General features: G+C 35.5%; 16 protein-coding genes. 7 read left to right on the top strand and 9 right to left on the bottom strand.

Annotated elements, in window-relative coordinates:
• Positions 1-1,131, top strand: coding sequence for a DUF1574 domain-containing protein (locus EHQ43_RS13330; protein ID WP_135742097.1), 1,131 nt, complete (start codon positions 1-3; stop codon positions 1,129-1,131).
• Here EHQ43_RS13330 and EHQ43_RS13325 read toward each other — a convergent pair.
• Positions 1,128-1,727 carry a J domain-containing protein gene (locus tag EHQ43_RS13325; protein WP_135771453.1) on the bottom strand — a complete coding sequence of 200 codons (600 nt, stop codon included), beginning with the start codon at positions 1,725-1,727 and terminating at the stop codon, positions 1,128-1,130. The two genes, EHQ43_RS13330 and EHQ43_RS13325, sit on opposite strands and share 4 nt — an antisense overlap.
• Positions 1,728-1,789: 62 nt before the next feature.
• On the opposite strand from EHQ43_RS13325, the gene miaB reads away from it, so the two are divergent.
• The 3 genes from miaB to EHQ43_RS13310 all read left to right on the top strand — a co-directional run bounded on the left by miaB (position 1,790) and on the right by EHQ43_RS13310 (position 5,652).
• Positions 1,790-3,166: a tRNA (N6-isopentenyl adenosine(37)-C2)-methylthiotransferase MiaB gene (miaB, locus tag EHQ43_RS13320; RefSeq protein ID WP_135771452.1), complete on the top strand. Its 1,377-nt coding sequence runs from the start codon at positions 1,790-1,792 to the stop codon at positions 3,164-3,166.
• Complete coding sequence (locus tag EHQ43_RS13315; protein WP_135771451.1) at positions 3,159-4,751, top strand: LptF/LptG family permease; 1,593 nt, start codon at positions 3,159-3,161, stop codon at positions 4,749-4,751. Before miaB ends, EHQ43_RS13315 begins: the two co-directional genes overlap by 8 nt.
• A 70-nt stretch (positions 4,752-4,821) precedes the next feature.
• The gene (locus EHQ43_RS13310; RefSeq protein ID WP_135742093.1) at positions 4,822-5,652 is read left to right on the top strand and encodes a hypothetical protein; all 831 of its coding nucleotides are present in this window, start codon (positions 4,822-4,824) and stop codon (positions 5,650-5,652) included.
• A 2-nt stretch (positions 5,653-5,654) separates the two neighbouring features.
• On the opposite strand, the gene EHQ43_RS13305 is transcribed toward EHQ43_RS13310, so the two are convergent.
• Positions 5,655-6,455, bottom strand: a complete 801-nt coding sequence (locus tag EHQ43_RS13305) for an FcpA-related putative periplasmic flagellar protein (RefSeq protein WP_135742092.1) — start codon at positions 6,453-6,455, stop codon at positions 5,655-5,657.
• Positions 6,456-6,526: 71 nt separating this feature from the next.
• Here EHQ43_RS13305 and EHQ43_RS13300 point away from each other — a divergent pair, with 71 nt between their 5' ends.
• A complete protein-coding gene (locus EHQ43_RS13300; protein WP_135742091.1) occupies positions 6,527-6,961 on the top strand; it encodes a methylglyoxal synthase in 435 nt (144 codons plus the stop codon).
• Here the strand turns inward: EHQ43_RS13300 and EHQ43_RS13295 are convergent.
• Positions 6,923-7,414 (bottom strand): SRPBCC family protein, encoded by a 492-nt coding sequence (locus EHQ43_RS13295; protein WP_135754188.1) that lies wholly within the window; start codon positions 7,412-7,414, stop codon positions 6,923-6,925. The genes EHQ43_RS13300 and EHQ43_RS13295 overlap by 39 nt on opposite strands.
• Before the next feature lie 27 nt (positions 7,415-7,441).
• Here EHQ43_RS13295 and EHQ43_RS13290 point away from each other — a divergent pair, with 27 nt between their 5' ends.
• Positions 7,442-8,017, top strand: coding sequence for a hypothetical protein (locus EHQ43_RS13290; protein WP_135742089.1), 576 nt, complete (start codon positions 7,442-7,444; stop codon positions 8,015-8,017).
• Here EHQ43_RS13290 and EHQ43_RS13285 read toward each other — a convergent pair.
• Both EHQ43_RS13285 and EHQ43_RS13280 read right to left on the bottom strand, forming a co-directional pair.
• Positions 7,983-9,995, bottom strand: a complete 2,013-nt coding sequence (locus EHQ43_RS13285) for a tetratricopeptide repeat protein (protein WP_135771450.1) — start codon at positions 9,993-9,995, stop codon at positions 7,983-7,985. The two genes, EHQ43_RS13290 and EHQ43_RS13285, sit on opposite strands and share 35 nt — an antisense overlap.
• Positions 9,976-12,009, bottom strand: a complete 2,034-nt coding sequence (locus tag EHQ43_RS13280; protein ID WP_135771449.1) for a 6-bladed beta-propeller — start codon at positions 12,007-12,009, stop codon at positions 9,976-9,978. The genes EHQ43_RS13285 and EHQ43_RS13280 overlap by 20 nt, the downstream gene beginning before the upstream one ends.
• Before the next feature lie 131 nt (positions 12,010-12,140).
• Here EHQ43_RS13280 and EHQ43_RS13275 point away from each other — a divergent pair, with 131 nt between their 5' ends.
• Positions 12,141-13,730: a peptide chain release factor 3 gene (locus EHQ43_RS13275; RefSeq protein ID WP_135742086.1), complete on the top strand. Its 1,590-nt coding sequence runs from the start codon at positions 12,141-12,143 to the stop codon at positions 13,728-13,730.
• Here the strand turns inward: EHQ43_RS13275 and EHQ43_RS13270 are convergent, their stop codons facing one another.
• The 4 genes from EHQ43_RS13270 to EHQ43_RS13255 are packed head-to-tail and all read right to left on the bottom strand — an operon-like array spanning position 13,731 to position 19,584.
• Positions 13,731-15,644 carry a SpoIIE family protein phosphatase gene (locus EHQ43_RS13270; RefSeq protein ID WP_135742085.1) on the bottom strand — a complete coding sequence of 638 codons (1,914 nt, stop codon included), beginning with the start codon at positions 15,642-15,644 and terminating at the stop codon, positions 13,731-13,733. It lies immediately after the preceding gene.
• A 3-nt stretch (positions 15,645-15,647) separates the two neighbouring features.
• On the bottom strand, positions 15,648-16,571 hold the full coding sequence (locus EHQ43_RS13265; RefSeq protein WP_135771448.1) for an LBF_2017 N-terminal domain-containing protein: 924 nt from the start codon (positions 16,569-16,571) through the stop codon (positions 15,648-15,650).
• On the bottom strand, positions 16,568-17,458 hold the full coding sequence (locus tag EHQ43_RS13260; RefSeq protein WP_135771447.1) for a FecR family protein: 891 nt from the start codon (positions 17,456-17,458) through the stop codon (positions 16,568-16,570). Before EHQ43_RS13260 ends, EHQ43_RS13265 begins: the two co-directional genes overlap by 4 nt.
• A 23-nt stretch (positions 17,459-17,481) precedes the next feature.
• Positions 17,482-19,584 carry a (Fe-S)-binding protein gene (locus EHQ43_RS13255; RefSeq protein ID WP_135742082.1) on the bottom strand — a complete coding sequence of 701 codons (2,103 nt, stop codon included), beginning with the start codon at positions 19,582-19,584 and terminating at the stop codon, positions 17,482-17,484.
• Positions 19,585-19,600 lie beyond the last annotated feature (16 nt).

Raw genomic sequence — 19,600 nt, 5'->3', positions numbered from 1 at the left:
ATGAAAAAGAATTTTCCAGTTGTATTATACCCATTAGTATTAGTTCTAACATTATTTTTATTTGATAAACTTTTTTTTCTGCCAATCATTGTAGAGAATACATACAGTTGGAAGAAAATTGAACGAAAATTTTATGAGCTAAAAGAAGATCTATTTGAGGTAATGTTGGATGTATCCAAAAAAGATCCATCCAAACAAATTGGCCTTATTTTAGGAAGTTCTCGTTCTGGAGAGTTTGATTCAGAAATGTTGGAAGAGTTTTTTCCAAACACAAACTCTTTCAATTTTGCTGCTCCTTTTGGCCCACCAAGTTTCCAAGCCTATTGGTTAGAGAGAATTTTACAAACGAAGTTACCAATTCGCTATGTATTAATCGAAGTAGATCCACTCCTTTTCTCAAAATCCTCAATTGATTATTCATTAAATGGATCTTATGACAATGTATATGTGTTAGAACATATTGATTTTTTTCGAAATAAAACAAAGGATCCATGGTCCACCAATGCGAATGGTTTTTCGATCGATGAAGCCGAAGTATATTTTTTAAAGAAATTATTCGCGCTTTATAAATACCCACTCGATCCAACTGCGATTAAAGCAAATAATAAAGAAATCGAAATTGGATTTTTACCAGGAATTACATCGGGGATGACTGGTAAGGAACATAAACGTGCTTATATTGAGAAAATCAAATTAGTTAATCGAGTGAAGTTTGGAGCATTGCCAAACGAAATTAAATTTGCTAATATGGATTTATTTTTAGAGAGAGATGCAGAGGCAATGTATAACCAATACCTACGAGGTACTACGTTAGCTCCGACACAGGTTTATTTCTTTAAAAAAATGTTAAAGCTCATGCAAGGAACGGGAATTCCTGTCATTGTTTATTTTCCTGTTGTATCGGAGGCTTTGCGTCGTAGGATGCAAACAGATGGATTACTTGATCATTTCAATTCAGAAATTAGGAAAGAAATACAAGCTGTTTCAAATGTACCAAATTCAAAATTTTATGTCATCGATCCAAATACTGACCCTAATTGGAAGTGTAAAGATTTTGTAGATTCTTTACACTTAAGTGGTGCTTGTTTTCCCAATTTATTACCGATACTTTTTCCGAAACTAATACGTTAATCACGTTTGTTTTTTCTTTTTTGTAATTCTTTGGGGAGGTATTGGAAACGAAAGAAAAGGTAACCAATCACACTTGAAGCTAAAAACAGTAGAGAAAATAAATTGAAATAGAATTCGTTTTCTTTTTGATTCACTTCATCATTGTTTTGGTAGAGGGATTGGAATAATACAATCCCGGAATACAAAAGTAAATTAATCACCAAGTAGACGGTTGTTTTTTTTAAGACCCAAAGTGTATCTCCCATTTCCATCCGAAATTTTGTGAATTCACTTAGAACTTCTTGATACGATTTTTTATGACCCAATCGATACAAGTCGTATGCTTCTTCGATCTCAGGGTCTTTTGCTTTGCCATCGAGTAATACAAAATCAAAATCCAATTCGGAATCATACTCAGCACGTTTTTTAGGGTCTGATAGAGTTAAATAAGCCTTTGTAAGTTCGAGGATCTTTTCGTTAGCTTCTGGGCTCCCGGCACTTGCGATGCGTTCCCAGAATGAGATTTCACGTAAATACACATCCGTTGTGGCATCCAATGAAGAATTTCTGGAAATTCCAAGAATTTCATAATAGGTTTCCCGTTTTGTACTCGGCATATACCCTTTTGGTACCCTCCTTCTTTGCTTTACAAGGAATTTTCGTAGGAAAACATATCATTATGAACCCTACCTTGACTGAAAGCCTAGAAATCACCCCCCAAATACAATTGGGAAAGGTCTACGTAGAGACCTACGGCTGCCAAATGAACGAGTATGACTCAGGCATTGTAAAGGAACTTTTCCGAAAAGAAAATTATGAAACTACGAATGTGGTGGAAGAAAGTGATATTATTTTTTTAAACACATGTGCCGTTCGGGAAAATGCACATGCGAAAATCTATGGCAGATTGCAATCGTTAGGTTATCTTAAGAAAAAAAATCCTAATTTAGTCATAGGTGTGTTAGGTTGTATGGCACAAAATTTGGGAGAAGATTTATTCCACCAAGAATTACCTTTAGATTTGATTGTTGGTCCAGATAATTATCGAACTTTACCCGAGCTCATCCAAAATATTAGAAAAGGCGAAAAGGATGTCCAACTGACAAGGTTGTCTAGAACGGAAACCTATGATGAATTAGAACCAAAAGTAGTGAATGGGATACAAGCTTTCGTTACCATTATGCGAGGATGTAATAACTTCTGTACATTTTGTGTGGTTCCTTATACGAGAGGTAGAGAAAGGAGCAGGGAACCGAAGTCAATTATCCATGAAATCAAAGAATTACAAGAAATGGGTGTAAAACAGGTCACCCTCCTTGGTCAAAATGTCAATAGTTATTCGTATGAATCTTATGATTTCTGTGCATTGGTTGAAGAAATTCTAAAACAAACAACAATTGAAAGAGTAAGGTTTACAAGTCCGCATCCAAAAGATTTTCCTGATCATCTGATCTCACTTATGGCGAAGGAAGATAGGTTTTCATCACAAATCCATATGCCCTTACAAGCAGGTAGTTCCAAAGTATTAATGGATATGAAACGAAGTTATACTAAGGAAGAATATTTGGACTTAGTTGCGAAAATTCAATCGGTAATACCGGATATCGGAATTACATCGGACATAATCGTTGGATTCCCTGGCGAAACTGAGGAAGAATTTTTGGAAACTCTTGAAGTTGTGAAAAAAGTGAAATTTGACATGTCATATATGTTCAAATATTCTGAAAGAGAAGGGACTATCGCTAAGCGAAAGTTTATTGATGATGTTCCTGAAGAAGTCAAAAGTAGACGACTTATTGAACTTGTTGAACTCCAAACGAAAATATCTTTAGAGAAGAATGTTTCAAAAATTGGGAAGGTCTTTTCGATACTCATTGAAAACACCTCTAAAAAATCAAAACAGGAGTTATGTGGTCGATCCCACTGTGGAAGAATGGTAGTATTTCCGATTCCAGAGGGAATGTCAGAAAACCTTTCGGATTGGATCGGGAAAACGGTAAATGTTCAAATTGAACAGGCGACAAGTGCAACTCTCAAAGGGAAATTGATTGTCTAAACCAGTTGACCTAAGGACTGTTAGGGTCCATTCCAAGGATGATTTACCGCCAGATTTTATGGTGGATACAGATCGTTTAGGTAAGTGGAAACGGTTCAAACCTTCTATATTAAGGATATATATTTTAAAAGAGATATTAAGTCCGTTCCTTGTTGCTCTTTCGTTTTTTACCATGATTTATATGGCAGTTGCCATTCAGAAAATGATCGGACTCTTTGTTGGTAAGGGTGTCGATTTTTTTCGACTTTTGGATTATATGGGGTATGTTTTTGGTAACACACTTCCAATGACAATTCCTATGGCATGTTTAATGTCTGGAATTATGGCAGCAGGTCGTTTGTCTGGAGATTCAGAAATCACAGCGATGCGGGCTTCTGGAGTTTCGTTCCCTTATATCTATAGTAACTTTTTAGTATTTGGTTTTCTTATGACTTTGATTGTTGGTTACTTAAATTTTTATTTAGGACCAGAAAACACTCGTAAGATGAAAGATTTTGACAACTGGATTGCAACATACAATCCATTATTAGCAATCCAACCTGGCCAATTTTCAGGAGACAAAACTCAAGATTTTTTCTCAGAAAAGGGACGGACGATGTACTCGGGTGGTGTGGATGAAGATGGAAATTTAAGTAATATACAAATTCGAGAATGGGCTATTTCTGCTAGCGGATCAGACTTTATCATGGTGAATAATTTAGCAGTTCCTATGGGTGGTTCGAAGATGTTACAAATCATCAATGCAAAAGAGGGTTTACTGGTAGAAAAAAAGAATTCTGTTGGTGAATACGAAAAATCAGTACGATTAAAAAAAGGGTACGTGATCGAATGGGATCCTGAAACCAATGCGATTGGTGTTACAAATTTTATGAATGGAGAAATGGACTACAATACTCCTGCAAAAAAGGAAACCAAAACTTTAAGTATCAATGTTAAACCAGATACATTCTCCTTACCAATGTTAATTGAAATTCGAAATGCGATTGAATCTGAAGGTTTAGAAAAAATTCCAGGTCTTGAGATTTTGAAAGAATATGGTTTGTCTATCAAAGGTGTTGGTGGACTCAAACAAATGGTAGAACAATTTAAATATGAAATTATAATGGGAGCCAACTCTGGAAACCAAGAAGAGATGGCTCAAAAGTTTGCTCTTTTCACACAGTTATCCGAACTCTTAAATGAATCCAAAAAAACGTTAACTGGATTTAATGTTGAAATTCATAAACGATTTGCGACTCCCTTATCCTGTCAGATCTTTTTCTTTTTGTCGTTCCCTTTAGGTCTTGTTGTCAAACGATCTGGGAAAGGTATGAGTTTTACACTTGCCGTTATTTTTTTACTCGTTTACTATACATTTTTTATTTTTGGTTCTGGCATCTCTTATAAAGAAAATGTTCCTGATTGGGTTGGACCTTGGTCGGCAAATATTGTCATCGCTACTCTTTCCATTTATATCATGATTTCAAGAACCGATGCAAAATTGCCAGAATCGATTCGCAAAAAATTGGGTTTTTATTTCCGTATGAGGGACAAATGGGAAGAGAAATGGGAATTGATAAAAAATCGCTTTCAAAAGAAAAAATAATACAAAATTTGCTAGAAAATTCCATTGTTTACGGTCCCATAGAGTGTAGTTGTCATTTAGGAGATCGGGTTTGAAAACTTCGTATATTTGGAATCTTTCCCAGGGCCGACCGTTTCCCGTGGAGCTTTGGAAACATTCAAAAATCAAGATCCAAGTCAATCAAATTGGATTGTCAGAGTTGGATCAAATTTCTATCACACCAAATGATATCCATATCCTTTTCCTCCAAGTTTCCTTCAAAGAATGGAAAGAGATTCAAGCAAAAATTGTTAGTTCTTTCGAAGTGAGTCCATTCGTTTCACTAATTCTCATTTCATCCGAAGATGGTGCCAATCAAATCCAAGATATGGTGCAAACACAACCTAAATACCTTGTACTGGAGAATCCTCTCCATGTACGGGAACTTAGAATGATATTGGACAGAACCATTCAATCAGAATCTTATAAAGCAGCAGCTCTTGATATAGGAAATTCCTGCTTAGAAAACGTAGGTTTTTTTGAAGGTGTGTTTTCCTTAGCACACCAAGAATACGAAGAATCTAAAAAAGAAAACGAGGCATTACGTTCTATTTTACAATATGAGGAACTGGTCAAACGTTCTCAAGCTGGTATCAATTCCGCATTAGATAAAGTAAATGATATGAAAAACCAAGAACTCATTGAACTTCACGAAAGAGTGAAGGCAATCGAACAACTTGACGAACTGAGAGAAAAAGAATTAAAACAAGCTCTTGAATTACAAAAAGCTACGGAACAAGTTCTAAACTATTCCAGGATCGAAGAGATGAACTTAGATAAAATTTTAAGAGCGCAAGATCGACTATTTGAATATACAGAGCAGGAAATTAAAGAACTGGTAGAAGAGAATCGGGCTTTAAAAAAGAAACTCGGACTTTTATAAACTTAAAAATCCCTTCCAACTTTTTCTTCTATGGTCGCGTATTCTTTTGATTCGCGGCCATAATGTAATTCCGCAAATCGTAATAAGTGTTTTTTCTTTAATTCTTTAAATTCGTAATAGAGTTCTTGGTTTTTAGAACGTTGCGCCGTTTGTTCCATTTTTTCATAGGAAAGTGCAAGCAAACGGTGTGGCTCGGCTTCCATTTCATTCTTCGAAGATATTTCGATATAACGCATTGTAAAATCAATGACTTGCAAATAATTTTTAAATGATTCTTGGTGTTTTATGTATTCTCTGTAAATTCCAGATTTTAAATCGAGATAGGCCGCACTTTCTTTCACCTTTGGATTCTCAATTTTATCCAGAAGGTTCATCGCTTTCACAAGACGTAATGTTGTTTGAGACCTCAGATCATGAATTTGTTTTTGAAATTCTTTTTCTTTATTTTCCTTACGAGACAGTTTTTGCCACTCATAGCGGTCTTCGTAAAAAACTTCCTTTTTGAATTCTTCCCTTCGTTTATCGATTCCTTTTTTGCCTGATTCAAATCCTTCTAGTGCAAGAGAGTATTCTTTACTCGCATCCTGCCACCTTTTTTGGGAATTCTTTTCGTCTACGAAGTCAAGGACAGGTAATGTATCAACAGAAAGGCTACCATCACCCCATGGTGAGCCCGATTCTGGTTTCGAAGGTAAAATGGACTCTACCCTTGGCTCACCCGTTTTGATTGGTTCAATCCCAAGTAAGGGGATATGGAAACACAGGATCAACATGATCCAAAAAAATCGGTGACTATTTACCATTTCAGGGAAACTTTCCTTGAATCCTAGATATTGGCAAGAACTATCAAATTATGGTATTAATTCAGAGAAAAATGGAAACGACAAAAAAGATCGTTCTCATCGCACACGACAACCGAAAAGAAGATTTATTGGATTGGGTAAAGTATAATAAAGGAACCTTAAGCAAACACCATCTCTCAGCAACTGGAACAACAGGAAAATTGATCCATGAACAAATTGGATTACCAGTGTTTCGATTTATTTCCGGACCTCTGGGTGGGGACCAACAAATCGGTGCCAAAATTGTAGAAGATGCAATCGATTTTATGGTATTTTTTTGGGATCCACTTTCAGCTCAACCACATGACCCAGATGTTAAGGCATTGTTACGTATTGCTGTATTATATAATATTCCAATGGCCTGTAATCGATCGAGTGCCGATTTTCTAATCTCGTCACCACTGATGGAAAAAGAATACAATCGGCAATTAATTGATTATGGATCTCGTATACCCGCTAAAAATTAATTTATGTTTTATGGAAAAGTAATTTGCAGTTAGTTGGTGTCTTTTCTTAAACATAAAATATAACATTGGATAAATAAAAAATTTAGAAATCGGCCAAAAGTAAAAATTGACTTCAATCTCATCGGATAATATGGATTCATTAGAATTTCCTTCTACATCTAAAAAGCGGTGAGTATGTAAAAATTTGATAAATGGTCCTTTTTCTTGGTTATCTTGGAATAGTATATTTTTTTCGTATTTTGTATGTTTTGCGATCCATTGAATTGATATGAAGGGAAAAATCGGAATTTTAAAAATTGCGATTTCACCCACAGCGAGTGAGTTAGGTTTTTGTATGATCTGAATGCCTTTGTTTGCTCCCATTAAAGTAGAAAATCCGATTGGTTCTTCATGAAATCGAAATAACTCTTCTTTACGAATGGGAAATTGAGACTGGAATTTGAATTGATCCATATAAATTAGAATGCCGCAGAAGGAGTTATGACATTGTTTTTTAAAAAAAAGAAACAACTTTCACCTAAGTTGAACCAAACAGTTTTGGATAGAATCAAAGAAGAATCAAATCGAAAGGGGATAGAACAAGTTCTATCGATTCAATTATTATACCAAAAAAATGGAATTGGCGAAGTGCAGGTGAGCTTTTCCAATCGACTCCCATCGGACCTGGGTTTTGTCCGTTTCGAGGGTAAAAAAAACGAGGAAATTCTCGCTCATGGAGAGTTTCAATATGAATCGGGTAACATATTTTTTTATCCCAATGTTGAAATTGAGTGGAAACTGACTCCCAAAAAAAACATACATAAAATCCAATCAAATTACCAATTTTCAAAATCAAAATTGGTATTCGACAAAACTGACTTGAATCAACTCCAGCCCATACTATCTGAATGTTTTGTAAAGGAAGGTGTCATCTCTGTTTTTATGGATCAAAATATCTGCCAGTTAGAATTAGATGAACTAGATATAGAAAAAGAGAGCCGCATATCGGATGTATTATTAACGTACTTCTCTTCTCTTTACCTCAGTCCTTTGAAAGAATCACGTCATCACCTGTAGCAAGTTCTTTTTCCCAACCTCGTTGTTTTGGTTTGATGCTAGCAATGGATTTACCTAAAGTGATTATTTCGCCTTCAAACAATGTTTTTCCTCTTCTCTGGAATTGTAGTTTTGAATTTGATTTTAATCCATCATCTTTTCCAAGAGAGATGATGACCTCGTCCTTTTTTACTTTTAATATTTTTCCTTCGATAGGTAGGTTACTCTTTATCTGTTCTGAAATCCTGTGAACGATTGTAGGTAAACTATCTCGACCTCTTTGGTTTGTTTTCCAAGTAACAATATCTTTTAATTGATTCCTGTCATAAATGGAAATTTCCAATTTGATATCACCATTCTGAATTTGGTATCGACCATGTACCACATACCGTATTTTCGATGCATTCCTTCTTTTTGTATCCAGATGATGTAAATTATCAATGGTAAACGGAATCGTTTGTGAATAGGGGTGATAACTTGATTCTTTTAATAAATTCCGAATCTGTTTAAATTCACTCCCTTCGACCACTCGAACCGATAACATATGTTTCAATTGGTATCGTAATGCTTCTGCAAATAATCTTCCAGCTTGTAAATGATCTGGAAATGGAGAAATAGATTCCAAATCAAAAACATATACTTCTGGACTATATCTAACCGTCTTTTCTAAAACCGAATTGGGTTCGATTTGTAAAAAACCTTCTTTAAATTCAATTGATTCCTTTAAGTTTTTAATTACAAATTCCAATTTGTTTTGTAATTTAAAAGAATTTGGATCTTCTTCTCTAAGTCGTAAAAGTAAATTGGTGTATTTGACTGCATCTCCCGATTGGTTATAAAATTCCAATAATTCTTTGCGAATGATTGGTGTTTGAGAACTCAGGTCGCGTGCTCGAAATAAATGAAATAAACTACTTTTGTGATATAATGAATGTTTTTCGGAATAGTATCTATCTTTTCTATATTCACCTAACTCTCTTCTAAGTTTCGACTCTTCCTTTTCAAATTCGATCACATACTCTTCTGCTTCAAACCTAAGTATTTCATCTAAATCATCTAAACTCAAGGCTCTTCTGTAATGGTAAGATGCAAATTTTGTTTCTCCAAGTTCCCAGGCGATGTTTGCTTCCAAACTGTGGTACAGTTGATTGTCAGGATATTCACGTGCAAGTTCGTAAATTGTCTTAAATGCTTTTGTCTTTAGAGATTTGTCACTATTTGCATTTGCAAGAATTAGATCATGGTATACATAATAAAAACGTGCTTCTTCATTCTTAGAATCTAAATTTAAAGCATTTTCCAATGAGTCTTTAACATTTGGTAAAATAGTTAATAATGAACTTGGATTAAAATAGTTTTCATATAATAATACCTTGGCTTTAAATGAAAATCCAAAAGGGTCATTAGGTTCTTTTTTGGTATAAGAATCGATTGTTTCTAAGGCTAGGTCAAATTGTTTCTTTGAAAAATACAATTCAGCCAACATCTTTAATAAATCTGATGGATCATCGAGTTTTTCAGATAAATTTTTGATTTTATATAACGCTGAATCAACTTTCCCTTGTTTTAATAAGGATTTGGCTTCCGTAATCCGAAGACCAGTATGGTTCGGATATTCTAAAAGTAAAGGTTGGATTAAAGTGCCTATCGCCTTAAAATCTTCTTCCAATAAATAAATTTCGGATAATCCTGTAACGGCTGGAATGTATTTAGATTCCCGTTGAAGGATTTCCAAATAAAACTTTTTACTTTCTTTATAAGAACCTAATTTGATACTACAATCGGCAATACCTAACTTTGCATCGATAGAGTTTCGATTCTTTTGTAATGCAGATTGGAATAGTGGGATTGCTTTCCTACAATTATTTCCTGATAGATATATTTTTGCTTCTGCAATATCTTCCAATGCAGTTGATTCTGCGGATAAAAAGTTTATTGAAAAAAACAAAGTTAATAAAGAAAAACATAATACTTTTCGGTTAACGAGGTTCTGGAACAAAATATCCTCCTTCATCCCTTCCTTTCACCCCTCTGTGATCCACGCCGATACCTATTTTGATATACCGGTTAATTAGTTCAGGATTTGTATCTGTTTTATAGGAAAGAATATAACGATAGTCAGTATGAGATCTAAAATGTTTGTATAAATCACGTTCTTCACCTTCGCCATCTAAAAAAATATACTTTCCATTGGTTGGCCCTGTTATATCAGACCATGATTCTTCGAAAGTTGGGTTGGGATTCGTAGTTAATACATAAATAGGAATGGAATGAGCCTTTGCATAGGAGACAATACGTGACTTTTGGTATTGGTAAAAACTATCTTCCTTAGATTCTTTTGAGACTAAATATACTAATATCTTAGGTCCTGTTTCCATTGAAAGTTTCTTAAGTGCAGCAATACTTGCTTTACCAAAATTATGTTTTTCTTCCGATTGGCTGTCCCTGATTTTGGCTAAAATATCACGAAGTGAAACTGTCTCTGGCAAAATTAGCTGGCTATCTTTTCCAGCTCTGTAAAGCGAAATATTGTCACTATCATGAAGAGAACGAAAGAGTGGCAACAGTCCATCTTCCAAATTCAATTTCCCTTTTTTGAGTTGATCGCTGTTTTCAAACACCATTGCGATGTGTAGTTTTTGGTTGATTTTGTTTTTGTTTGCTAATGAAAATAATGGCGTCATATTATCATTTTCGAAAATTCGAAAACTGAGTCTATCGATGCCGATTAATTCTTTGCCTGCTCTGTTTTTTACACGTGTGTAAATGTGAATATTAGGAAAGTCTGAAGTATCAATTGATTCAATTTTTAAATCTAAATTTGATAAAAGATTATTTTTTTGAGAAAATATATCAATCCTATGTTTACCAAAATCTACAAAATACAAACTTCCTGTTCCATCCATGTTGGTGGCAAACGGACGAAACAATACTCGGTAAACACCTTTTTTATCTCGAAATTTTGGAAGCAAACTCCAATCACCATTTAATAAAGAATACGACCAAATGCCAGATAACTCATCCGTTAGAAAAATCTGATTTTCTAGAATTTTTATGTTTCGAGGTTTTTTCCACTCAGGTTTTGAAATGGTTTCGAGTGTATTTCCGTCACCATCAAAAATGAGTACTTGTAATTTATCTTTATCTACAACATATAGTTTGTTTGCATCGATTGTAATCCCGGATGGATTGATCAATTTCGAGTTTCCGATTCCTAAAATTTCTAATACGAATTGTCCCTTTGCATTGAATTTTTGGATTCTACCATTTCCTGAATCAGCCACATACAAATTTCCAGAGGGATCAAAACAAATAGAAGAGGGCCCTCTAAATAAACCTGGACCTTTGCCTGGACCTCCAATTGAAAATAAAAAACTTCCATTCAGGTCAAAAACTAATACTTCGTCTCGAGAAAAATCAGCAATGTAAATTTTTTGATTATGGTAAACAAGGGAAACAGGCCTTTCTAGTTTACGAGTGATGCCACCTCTCCAATTGGAAATAGGTGTACCCGCTGCATTGAATTTTATGACATTCGCTGTATCAAATCCAGCAACGTAAAAATTCCCATCTTCATCAAAAGTAATATCAACTGGATTTCGAAATCTAAACCCACGAATCGCATCTCCATCTATCGTTTTAAAATATATCCTATCTTTTTCGGTAACACCACCTGCGATTGCTAAACGGAGAGTTTCAATTTTATTTGTGATGAGAAGATCATTTTTTGCTTTGGAAGCTAATATTTCTAATTCGTCTAAGGCCTCTTCCCATTCACCTAATAAGTAATAGTTGTTTGCAAGTTCGAGACGTGCTAAATGGAAATCTTTCTTTAAATTTACTGCCTTTTGAAAACGTTCTTTGGCAGCAGAATATTCTCTTAAATTTTTATAGGTAAGTCCACGTTTGAATTCTTCCTTGGCATTCTCTTCACCCAGGGAAAAATTGGGAAAGTCTAGAGGTAAGATTTGGGTGCAGACCAAAAGAAAGATAGTGGTGGCAAACTTTCGCAAAAAACTCTCCCTCTGTCCCCCAATTTAAAGGGACATAATTCTGAAGTCAACCCCTTCCTTGGAGAAAGGAAACCTAGAACTTTCTTTATTCTCGACAGAATCGCCAATTTAGGCAATATGGAATAGTCATTATGTCGCCTGAAATTATCGAAAAAGAAGTCGGTCGAAGGAAAACCTTTGCCATCATTGCCCACCCAGATGCGGGGAAAACCACCTTAACCGAAAAGTTACTTCTTTACGGAGGTGCCATTCAATTGGCCGGAGCAGTTAAAGCGAAAAAAGAAGGGAAATCGGCAACTTCGGACTGGATGGCGATGGAAAAAGAAAGGGGGATTTCGATTACTTCAGCAGCGCTGCAATTTGAATACAAAAACCATATCCTCAATTTACTCGATACGCCGGGACACGAAGATTTTTCCGAAGATACCTACCGTACTCTGATGGCAGCTGATACCGCAGTGATGGTATTAGATGCTGGTAAAGGTGTTGAACCACAAACAATAAAATTGTTCAGAGTTTGTCGAGATCGAGGGATACCAATCATCACTTTTATCAATAAGATGGATCGTCCAACAAAAGATTTATACGCACTTTTGGATGAAATCGAAAAAGTTCTTGGAATCAAAGCTGTGCCTGATGTATGGCCACTCGGAACAGGTTTTGATTTTAAAGGAGTGTATGATTTACGAGATGAGCAACTTTACCTTTTTGATCGTACTCCAGGTGGGAAACAAAAAGCTGGATTTCGAATGGCAGGTCCTAATGATCCAAGTTTAGATGAACAATTTGATGAAGAAATTGTTTCTGCATTCCGTGAACAAATCGACTTGGTTGAAAATGGAATTGGACAGTTAGACAAAAATTCATTTTTGTTAGGAAAAGAAACTCCAGTTTATTTTGGTTCGGCAGTTAACAATTTTGGAATTGAATTGTTTCTAAATAAATTTTTAGATTTGGCGCCAGGACCAGACCACATTCCGCTTCGTGATGGAAACTATTTAGATCCAGTTAATGCTCCATTTAGTGCCTTCGTCTTTAAAGTGCAAGCTAACATGAATAAGGCCCACAGAGACCGAATTGCGTTTTTAAGAATATGTTCTGGCGTTTTTGAACGCGGATTAAATGTAAACCACAATCGTTTGGATAAACCAGTTAAATTATCCTCTAGTTTTGCTTTTTTTGGTCAGGATAGAAACACTGTCGATTTAGCATATCCAGGTGATATTATTGGTTTAGTGAATCCTGGTACTTATAAAATCGGAGATGTCCTTTCAACTGGAAACACACCACCGTTACGACCGTTACCAAGTTTTGCTCCTGAATTATTTGCAACGATCTCATGTAAGGACACTCTGCAACTCAAATCATTTAAAAAAGGATTGGACCAACTTGCTGAAGAAGGAATTCTGCATTTGTTCACATCACGTACAATAGGTGGTGGTGTTCCAATTATTGGTGCTATGGGTAAGTTACAATTTGAAGTGTTTCAGAGGCGTTTAAAAGATGAGTATGGTGCTGAAACTACCATACATATTTTGCCTTATGGGATATCTCGATGGGTAAAAAAAGATGATCGAGCAAAAATACCTTCTAACGCAAACTTAGTAGAAGATTTGTTTGGCAATATGGCTTTGTTATTTGATACAGAATGGGACATGAATTATTTTCATAAAAACAATGAAGGGATTGAGTTATTAGAAAATCCTCCTTTGGAAGAATGATTAAATAACATCGATTCCAATCCAAGTGATATCATCTAATAATTCGCTGCCTTCAGCATAAGATCGAATTTTAAAATCTAATTCTTGTTTTACGAATGATATGTGATTGTTAGACATTTGATCAAAAAATAACATAAGTTCGTTTTCCCATATTTTCTCTTTTTTACGATTTTCTACGTCTTTTAATCCGTCAGTAAAAAGATAAAATCGTTCGCCTTTTACAATTGGAAATTCCAATATTTTTGGATTCATTTTAGGTAATAATCCAAACATTGGATTTATTTTCTCATAACAGCAAGATCCATCTTTTTTGTAATGAACCATACCTGGATGACCGGCATTTCCATAATACACTTGATTTGTGTTCATATCAAATAGGAGAAATAAAAAAGGGACAAATGCATACGGATCAGGAAAATGTGTTGTGATCCCTTCATTCATTTTTATTAAAATGAATCTTGGATCCGATTCTGTTTTAGCAATTTGATGAAATAATACCTTGAGTACTGTCATCATCATTGCCGCTTTTACACCATGTCCAATCACATCCCCCATAGCAAATATATATCGATTATTGCCTAAATCGATATAATCATAATAATCTCCACCGACTTGGATCAGAGGTTTATATAAAATTTCGTAGTCTAATTTAGGAAAAATTTGTAAACGAGCGGGAAGGTATTTTTTTTGAAGATCCCTTGCGTATTCCATCTCTCGTTCAAACTCTAATCGTTTTCTGGTAATATTTTCCACGAGAATTAAAGCACCACTCGCAAATTGATTGTTTTGTTCTAAATACCAAATTTGGTAAGTGATTTCTATTAATAGGTTTATTCCATCTTTATTATATACTTCTAACACTTCTTTACGGAGTTGCTGTTCTTCATCTTTTTGATCTTTAATTTTTTTTAAAAATTCTAATACTTCTTTTTGCAAAAATGTGACAAGTGAATCTTGGTATATAAATAAGTCCTTAATTTGAATCTTTGGTTCAATATTTGAATTTTCTAATAAAACTTTTCCTTTTGCGTCAAATAAAACAGCCGCATGTGGAAATTCATTTAGAATTAACTTTAATTTTTGTTTTGATTCGATTTCCTTTAATGAAATAAAAATAGAAAAAAAGAATGTAAACAATAGAATCCCAGACAAAGTAAACACATTGGTTTTTAATGTTGAAATGATTGGTTGTAATACTAAATTAATTGGACTCACTACAAAAAGGTGAATTGGCAGTCCGTATAAAGGTACACCAACAAGGAAAAAATCTAAATCATTCTTTGTTACTTCTTTTAAAGTGGGAACATTTGAATTAGTTTGAAGCGAAAGTTTGGCTTTTTCTTTCCATTCATCGGAAACTAAAAACTCATCTTCAATGAAACCGGAAATACCATAATTCCCGGTTTCGTTCAATAAAAATAATCCTTCATTTGGATCACTGAAAGGTGAATCAAGGAGTGCTTCTTCAAGGAAAGTTGTAGGGTATACACGGAAACTATTACCATCTGAAATTAGGAAGTAAGATAGTTTAGTTTCCTCAAAATGGCATTGAACCATTTGGAAATCAATTTCTTCACTTTTAGAAGGTGAGACATACTCACAGAATGTATTAATCTCTTTTCGATTCTTTTTGGTAGCTAGATTATTTTTTGGTTTTGAGAATTCATTTTGTAGTTTATCTTGGATTTGGTTTTCGATATCAATCGCTAGCAGTTGGATACGAATCAATTGGAATCTTTGGTTCCAGTCCAATGCATTATTATATTCAAAGTAAATCATCCTTCCCGCAATGATTGAATATGGCATAATGATAAGTAATACGAGTGATAAAAAGAGTTTATAGAAAGATTTTGTTTGAATGACATAGATAAAATTCGAGTAAACACTGCGAAGTTTATCTAAAACTCGATTCACAAACTAATCCTGTTTCATTTTTTGAAATAAAATTTGTTTTGGAATTTCTTCATTACCTAAACGATCAACAGCACTAATTTCCAAACGAAAGTTATCCAAACAATTACTTTGGATATCAGCCCAAGAGGAATCATTCCAAACATAATATTCTGTAAATGGTGCACCCTTACACGATGTTCTATATCGTATGGTATTGATACCCGATCCAGTATCTGTGGCAAAAACTTGTAAGGGATTTTTAGGAGAAATAAAAGAAGTTCCCCTTTGGAAAAAAGGTGGATTCAAAAAACGAATGGATGATTCAGGTGGGGTTGTATCAACTTTAAATTCCCAAACTTGCATCCCATCAGATACCCCCAATTCATTAGTGACCTGGTATTCTAATCGGTAACTTCCATCCTTCTCAAAGTTTAATTGTGGTGAACTATCTTTTTGCCAAGGCCCACCATTGATTCTGAATTTGATTCTAAAATTTTTTCCAATCGTGACTGGGACAATTGCGATTTTATTTGTTGTTAAGTAAAATTCGGAAGCACCTTCTCTAGTGGGAATGGGAACAAGTACATCTGTTTTGGCTTGCACTTTTGCGATTGGTTTTTCTTTTGTTTTAACTGATTTGCCAAATTGACCCGTTTGATACAGTTCAGTCCAATAACCTCTTACTTTTCGTTTTGCCACTGCACGTATCCGAAAGTATTCATATCCATCAGGAATGAATAAATTGATAGGTCCAGGGTTTGACAAAACGCGAAACGGAATTTCTTGTTCTAGATTTTCAGTTTTCCATAGTTCAATCTCGTATTGGATGATGTCGTCTCTGTCAGGAACAAGTGAAAATTGGATTTGTTTGGAAACCAACGGGTTGGAAAACCCGATGACTATGCATAATAGATAAAAATATTTTAATTGATAACACCAATCATTCATTTGTTTTCAGGTATTGGAGGATTTGGGACAGAGAAGGGTTTTAAAGGGGCTTTTCCTTTTTCCACATAAGTAGCAAAACCTGCGTTTACTTGCACTGTGACTTTCTCCGCAGTGACAGAAACAGCGCCTTCGTAACAACTAAGAGTTGTATTTCCATTTCCATCCACTTCTGTCAGAAAGTCTGTACCTTTGACAACTGATTCGGCTGATTCTGTTTTGAGTAAAAACATCTTTTGGTTTGGTGATTTTGTTTTGGGAATGAGGGAGCGAATGCGTCCTTGTCTTAAAAAAAGTTCATCAGGTTCAGTATCTGTTTTGCCGCGTTCCATGATGACATGACTATTTTCTGTGATTTCAAAACGAGAACCTGAGAGGAATACGAATTGTGCTTCCGATTCTTTTAACGTTCGTACCTCATCTTTAGCATAAAGACCTTCCCCGTTGGTCGCTTTTGCCCAATCATTTTGTTTTTGGGATATTTTTAAAACTTCTGTAGTCCCAGTAAACCGTTGTAAGTCGGCGAGTGGTTTTTTCCCCAAACTTTTAGGAATCCACAATTTCATACCTGGAATGATAAGATTTGGGTTATCAATTTGATTCGATTTGAGAAGTTCTTTCCATTTTCTAGGATCATCCAAATAGGTTTTGGATATGATACTTAAAGTTTGCCCTTTTTCGACAATAATCGTAATCCCATCACCTTCAGGAGGTTGGATATTTTTTTTGGATTCAGCAAGTATTGTTGTTAGTTGGAAGTGTAAAAAAAGGACTAAGCAGATTTTATAATTCAAAATTGGTTTTCGATTAGAAACAAGAAAGGTGGAAGAATCCTTCCACCTCTCTTTTAAAAAACGAGAACAAGTTTTGAGGAGATTTTGATTGTTCATAGTTTCCTCAAAACTTAGTTTTGTTAGTCGATGTTTTCGGCTACAAGTTCCGCAATGTCTTTTACTTTTACGGAATCAATTTTTTCCGCCGCTTTGACACCATCTGTAATCATCGTGATACAGAAAGGACAAGCAGTTGCTATGGTTGTAGCACCTGTATCAAGGAGTTGACCTGTACGTTTGCTATTGACACGCATACTTTCTGGATTGGATTCATCCACGTGTTCTTCCATCCAGTACTGCGCACCGCCGGCACCACAACAAAGTCCTTTGGAGTGATGGTCGACTGCTTCTTCAATTTTTCCACCAGATACTTTTTTCACAACATCACGAGGGTTATCGTAATTATTGTTATATCGACCGATGTAACAAGAGTCATGATAAGTATACTTACCAGTGTTTGCGTCATCTGCCACTTTCACATCAATTTTACCTTCTTTGGAAAGTTGGTTGATGTACTCGGAGTGGTGGATGACTTCGAAGTTACCACCAAATTGTGGGTATTCGTTTTTGATGGTGTTATAACAGTGTGGGCAAGCTGTTACGATTTTTTTAATTCCGTAACCATTGATTGTATCCACGTTGGTTTGTGCGAGTGTTTGGTAGAGGTATTCATTACCACCACGTCTTGCAGAGTCTCCAGAGCATCCTTCTTCTGTTCCAAGGATTCCAAAGTTAACATCCGCTTTTTGCATGATTTTTACAAAGTCTCGTGAGATCTTTTTGTTTCTTTCATCAAAAGCGCCTGCGCAACCTACCCAATAGAGTACGTCTACGTTTTTGTCTTCTGCCTCTGAAAGAACTTTTACATTGAGTCCTTCCGCCCAGTCCGCTCTTGTGTGAGCACCTACACCCCATGGATTCGAATTGTTTTCCATATTGGTGAAAGCTTTTTGAAGTTCTGGGCTCATTTTAGATTCAGCAAGAACTAAATGACGGCGCATTTCAATGATGGCGTTTACTTGGTTGTTTCCAACAGGACATGCTTCAACACACGCATAACAAGTCGTACATCCCCAAAGAGCCTCTTCACTTAGACCTTCATGAGAATTGATCACTCCAGTATCTAATGCCGCAACTGCTTCAGCCGCTTCTTCTGGCGTTTTGCCAGCACGAGCCGCTGCCACTTCTGGCATCTTCTCTAACATTTGGTGTTTGAGTTCTACAATGATCGCCTTAGGATTTAAAACTTTACCAGTTCTGTTTGCTGGGCATTCTACTTGGCAACGTCCACATTCAATGCATGACATGCCATCGAGTAAATTTGGCCAAGGAAAATCTTCTACACGATTAGATCCCCAAACTGCATTTTCATCATCCAAATTGAGTTTGGAGAGTTGTCCTTTCGGAGTATCTGTTGCAAGGAAGTAGTTAAATGGAGCAAAGATTAAGTGAGCATGTTTTGATGTTGGAACATACAACATGAACGAAAATACTGTGATGATATGGCCCCACCACATGATTTGGAATACGATATCTGCAGAAGAGTTTGCCACTCCAACAGATTCCCAAAGTTTTCCGATGGCACCATCAATGAAACCAGCATGTGTGTAGTAAGTTGCTGCAACAGTCTTAGCACCATTCCCAAGTAAGGTGGTAACCATTAGAGTGGCAATCATACTGATAACAATGGCAGAAGCAGGTGAATGAACATCGAGACCTTTGGCTTTTTTAATCCAACGTCTCCAAGCAAAAAAACCGAGACCAGTTAATACTAAAATGGAAACATAGTTTACAGTTTGTTCATAAAGATGGTTTGCAGATTCGCCAAATAAAAAATTAGGCAGTGCAAATTGGTAAGGATCTTCCATCGCATAACCGAATACACCTGCGATCATTTGGCTTGTTGTATGGATTGTATACACGATAAATCCATAAAAAACAAAAGCGTGCATGATCCCACGAACTGGTTCACGGAAGTTTTTCTTTTGTAAGATTACGTTTATAAAAAAACTTTTTAAACGGAATCCGATGTTCAGGTTCTTTTTTGCATCTTCATTAAAAAATGCAGGACGACCATTGAAGATCAATCCGAGCCTGTAAAGGATAGCGCGGACAAACACTACGTTTGCCACGACGAAAAAAGCTGTGAATAATAGGTGAAAGAGAATTCTTCCGATATCCATTTATATTTATGCCCTT

The organism is Leptospira bouyouniensis (assembly GCF_004769525.1).
Taxonomy (GTDB): Bacteria; Spirochaetota; Leptospiria; order Leptospirales; family Leptospiraceae; genus Leptospira_A; species Leptospira_A bouyouniensis.
The sequence above is the reverse complement of the archived record's forward strand: the minus strand, read 5'-3'. Positions and strand labels throughout refer to the sequence as shown.

Excerpts from the sequence above, each read along its gene's own strand:
- EHQ43_RS13330 (WP_135742097.1), top strand. The coding sequence starts at position 1 with ATGAAAAAGAATTTTCCAGTTGTATTATACCCATTAGTATTAGTTCTA.
- EHQ43_RS13325 (WP_135771453.1), bottom strand. The coding sequence starts at position 1,727 with ATGCCGAGTACAAAACGGGAAACCTATTATGAAATTCTTGGAATTTCC.
- miaB (WP_135771452.1), top strand. The coding sequence starts at position 1,790 with ATGAACCCTACCTTGACTGAAAGCCTAGAAATCACCCCCCAAATACAA.
- EHQ43_RS13305 (WP_135742092.1), bottom strand. The coding sequence starts at position 6,455 with ATGGTAAATAGTCACCGATTTTTTTGGATCATGTTGATCCTGTGTTTC.
- EHQ43_RS13300 (WP_135742091.1), top strand. The coding sequence starts at position 6,527 with ATGGAAACGACAAAAAAGATCGTTCTCATCGCACACGACAACCGAAAA.
- EHQ43_RS13295 (WP_135754188.1), bottom strand. The coding sequence starts at position 7,414 with ATGGATCAATTCAAATTCCAGTCTCAATTTCCCATTCGTAAAGAAGAG.
- EHQ43_RS13290 (WP_135742089.1), top strand. The coding sequence starts at position 7,442 with ATGACATTGTTTTTTAAAAAAAAGAAACAACTTTCACCTAAGTTGAAC.
- EHQ43_RS13275 (WP_135742086.1), top strand. The coding sequence starts at position 12,141 with ATGTCGCCTGAAATTATCGAAAAAGAAGTCGGTCGAAGGAAAACCTTT.
- EHQ43_RS13265 (WP_135771448.1), bottom strand. The coding sequence starts at position 16,571 with ATGAATGATTGGTGTTATCAATTAAAATATTTTTATCTATTATGCATA.
- EHQ43_RS13260 (WP_135771447.1), bottom strand. The coding sequence starts at position 17,458 with ATGAACAATCAAAATCTCCTCAAAACTTGTTCTCGTTTTTTAAAAGAG.
- EHQ43_RS13255 (WP_135742082.1), bottom strand. The coding sequence starts at position 19,584 with ATGGATATCGGAAGAATTCTCTTTCACCTATTATTCACAGCTTTTTTC.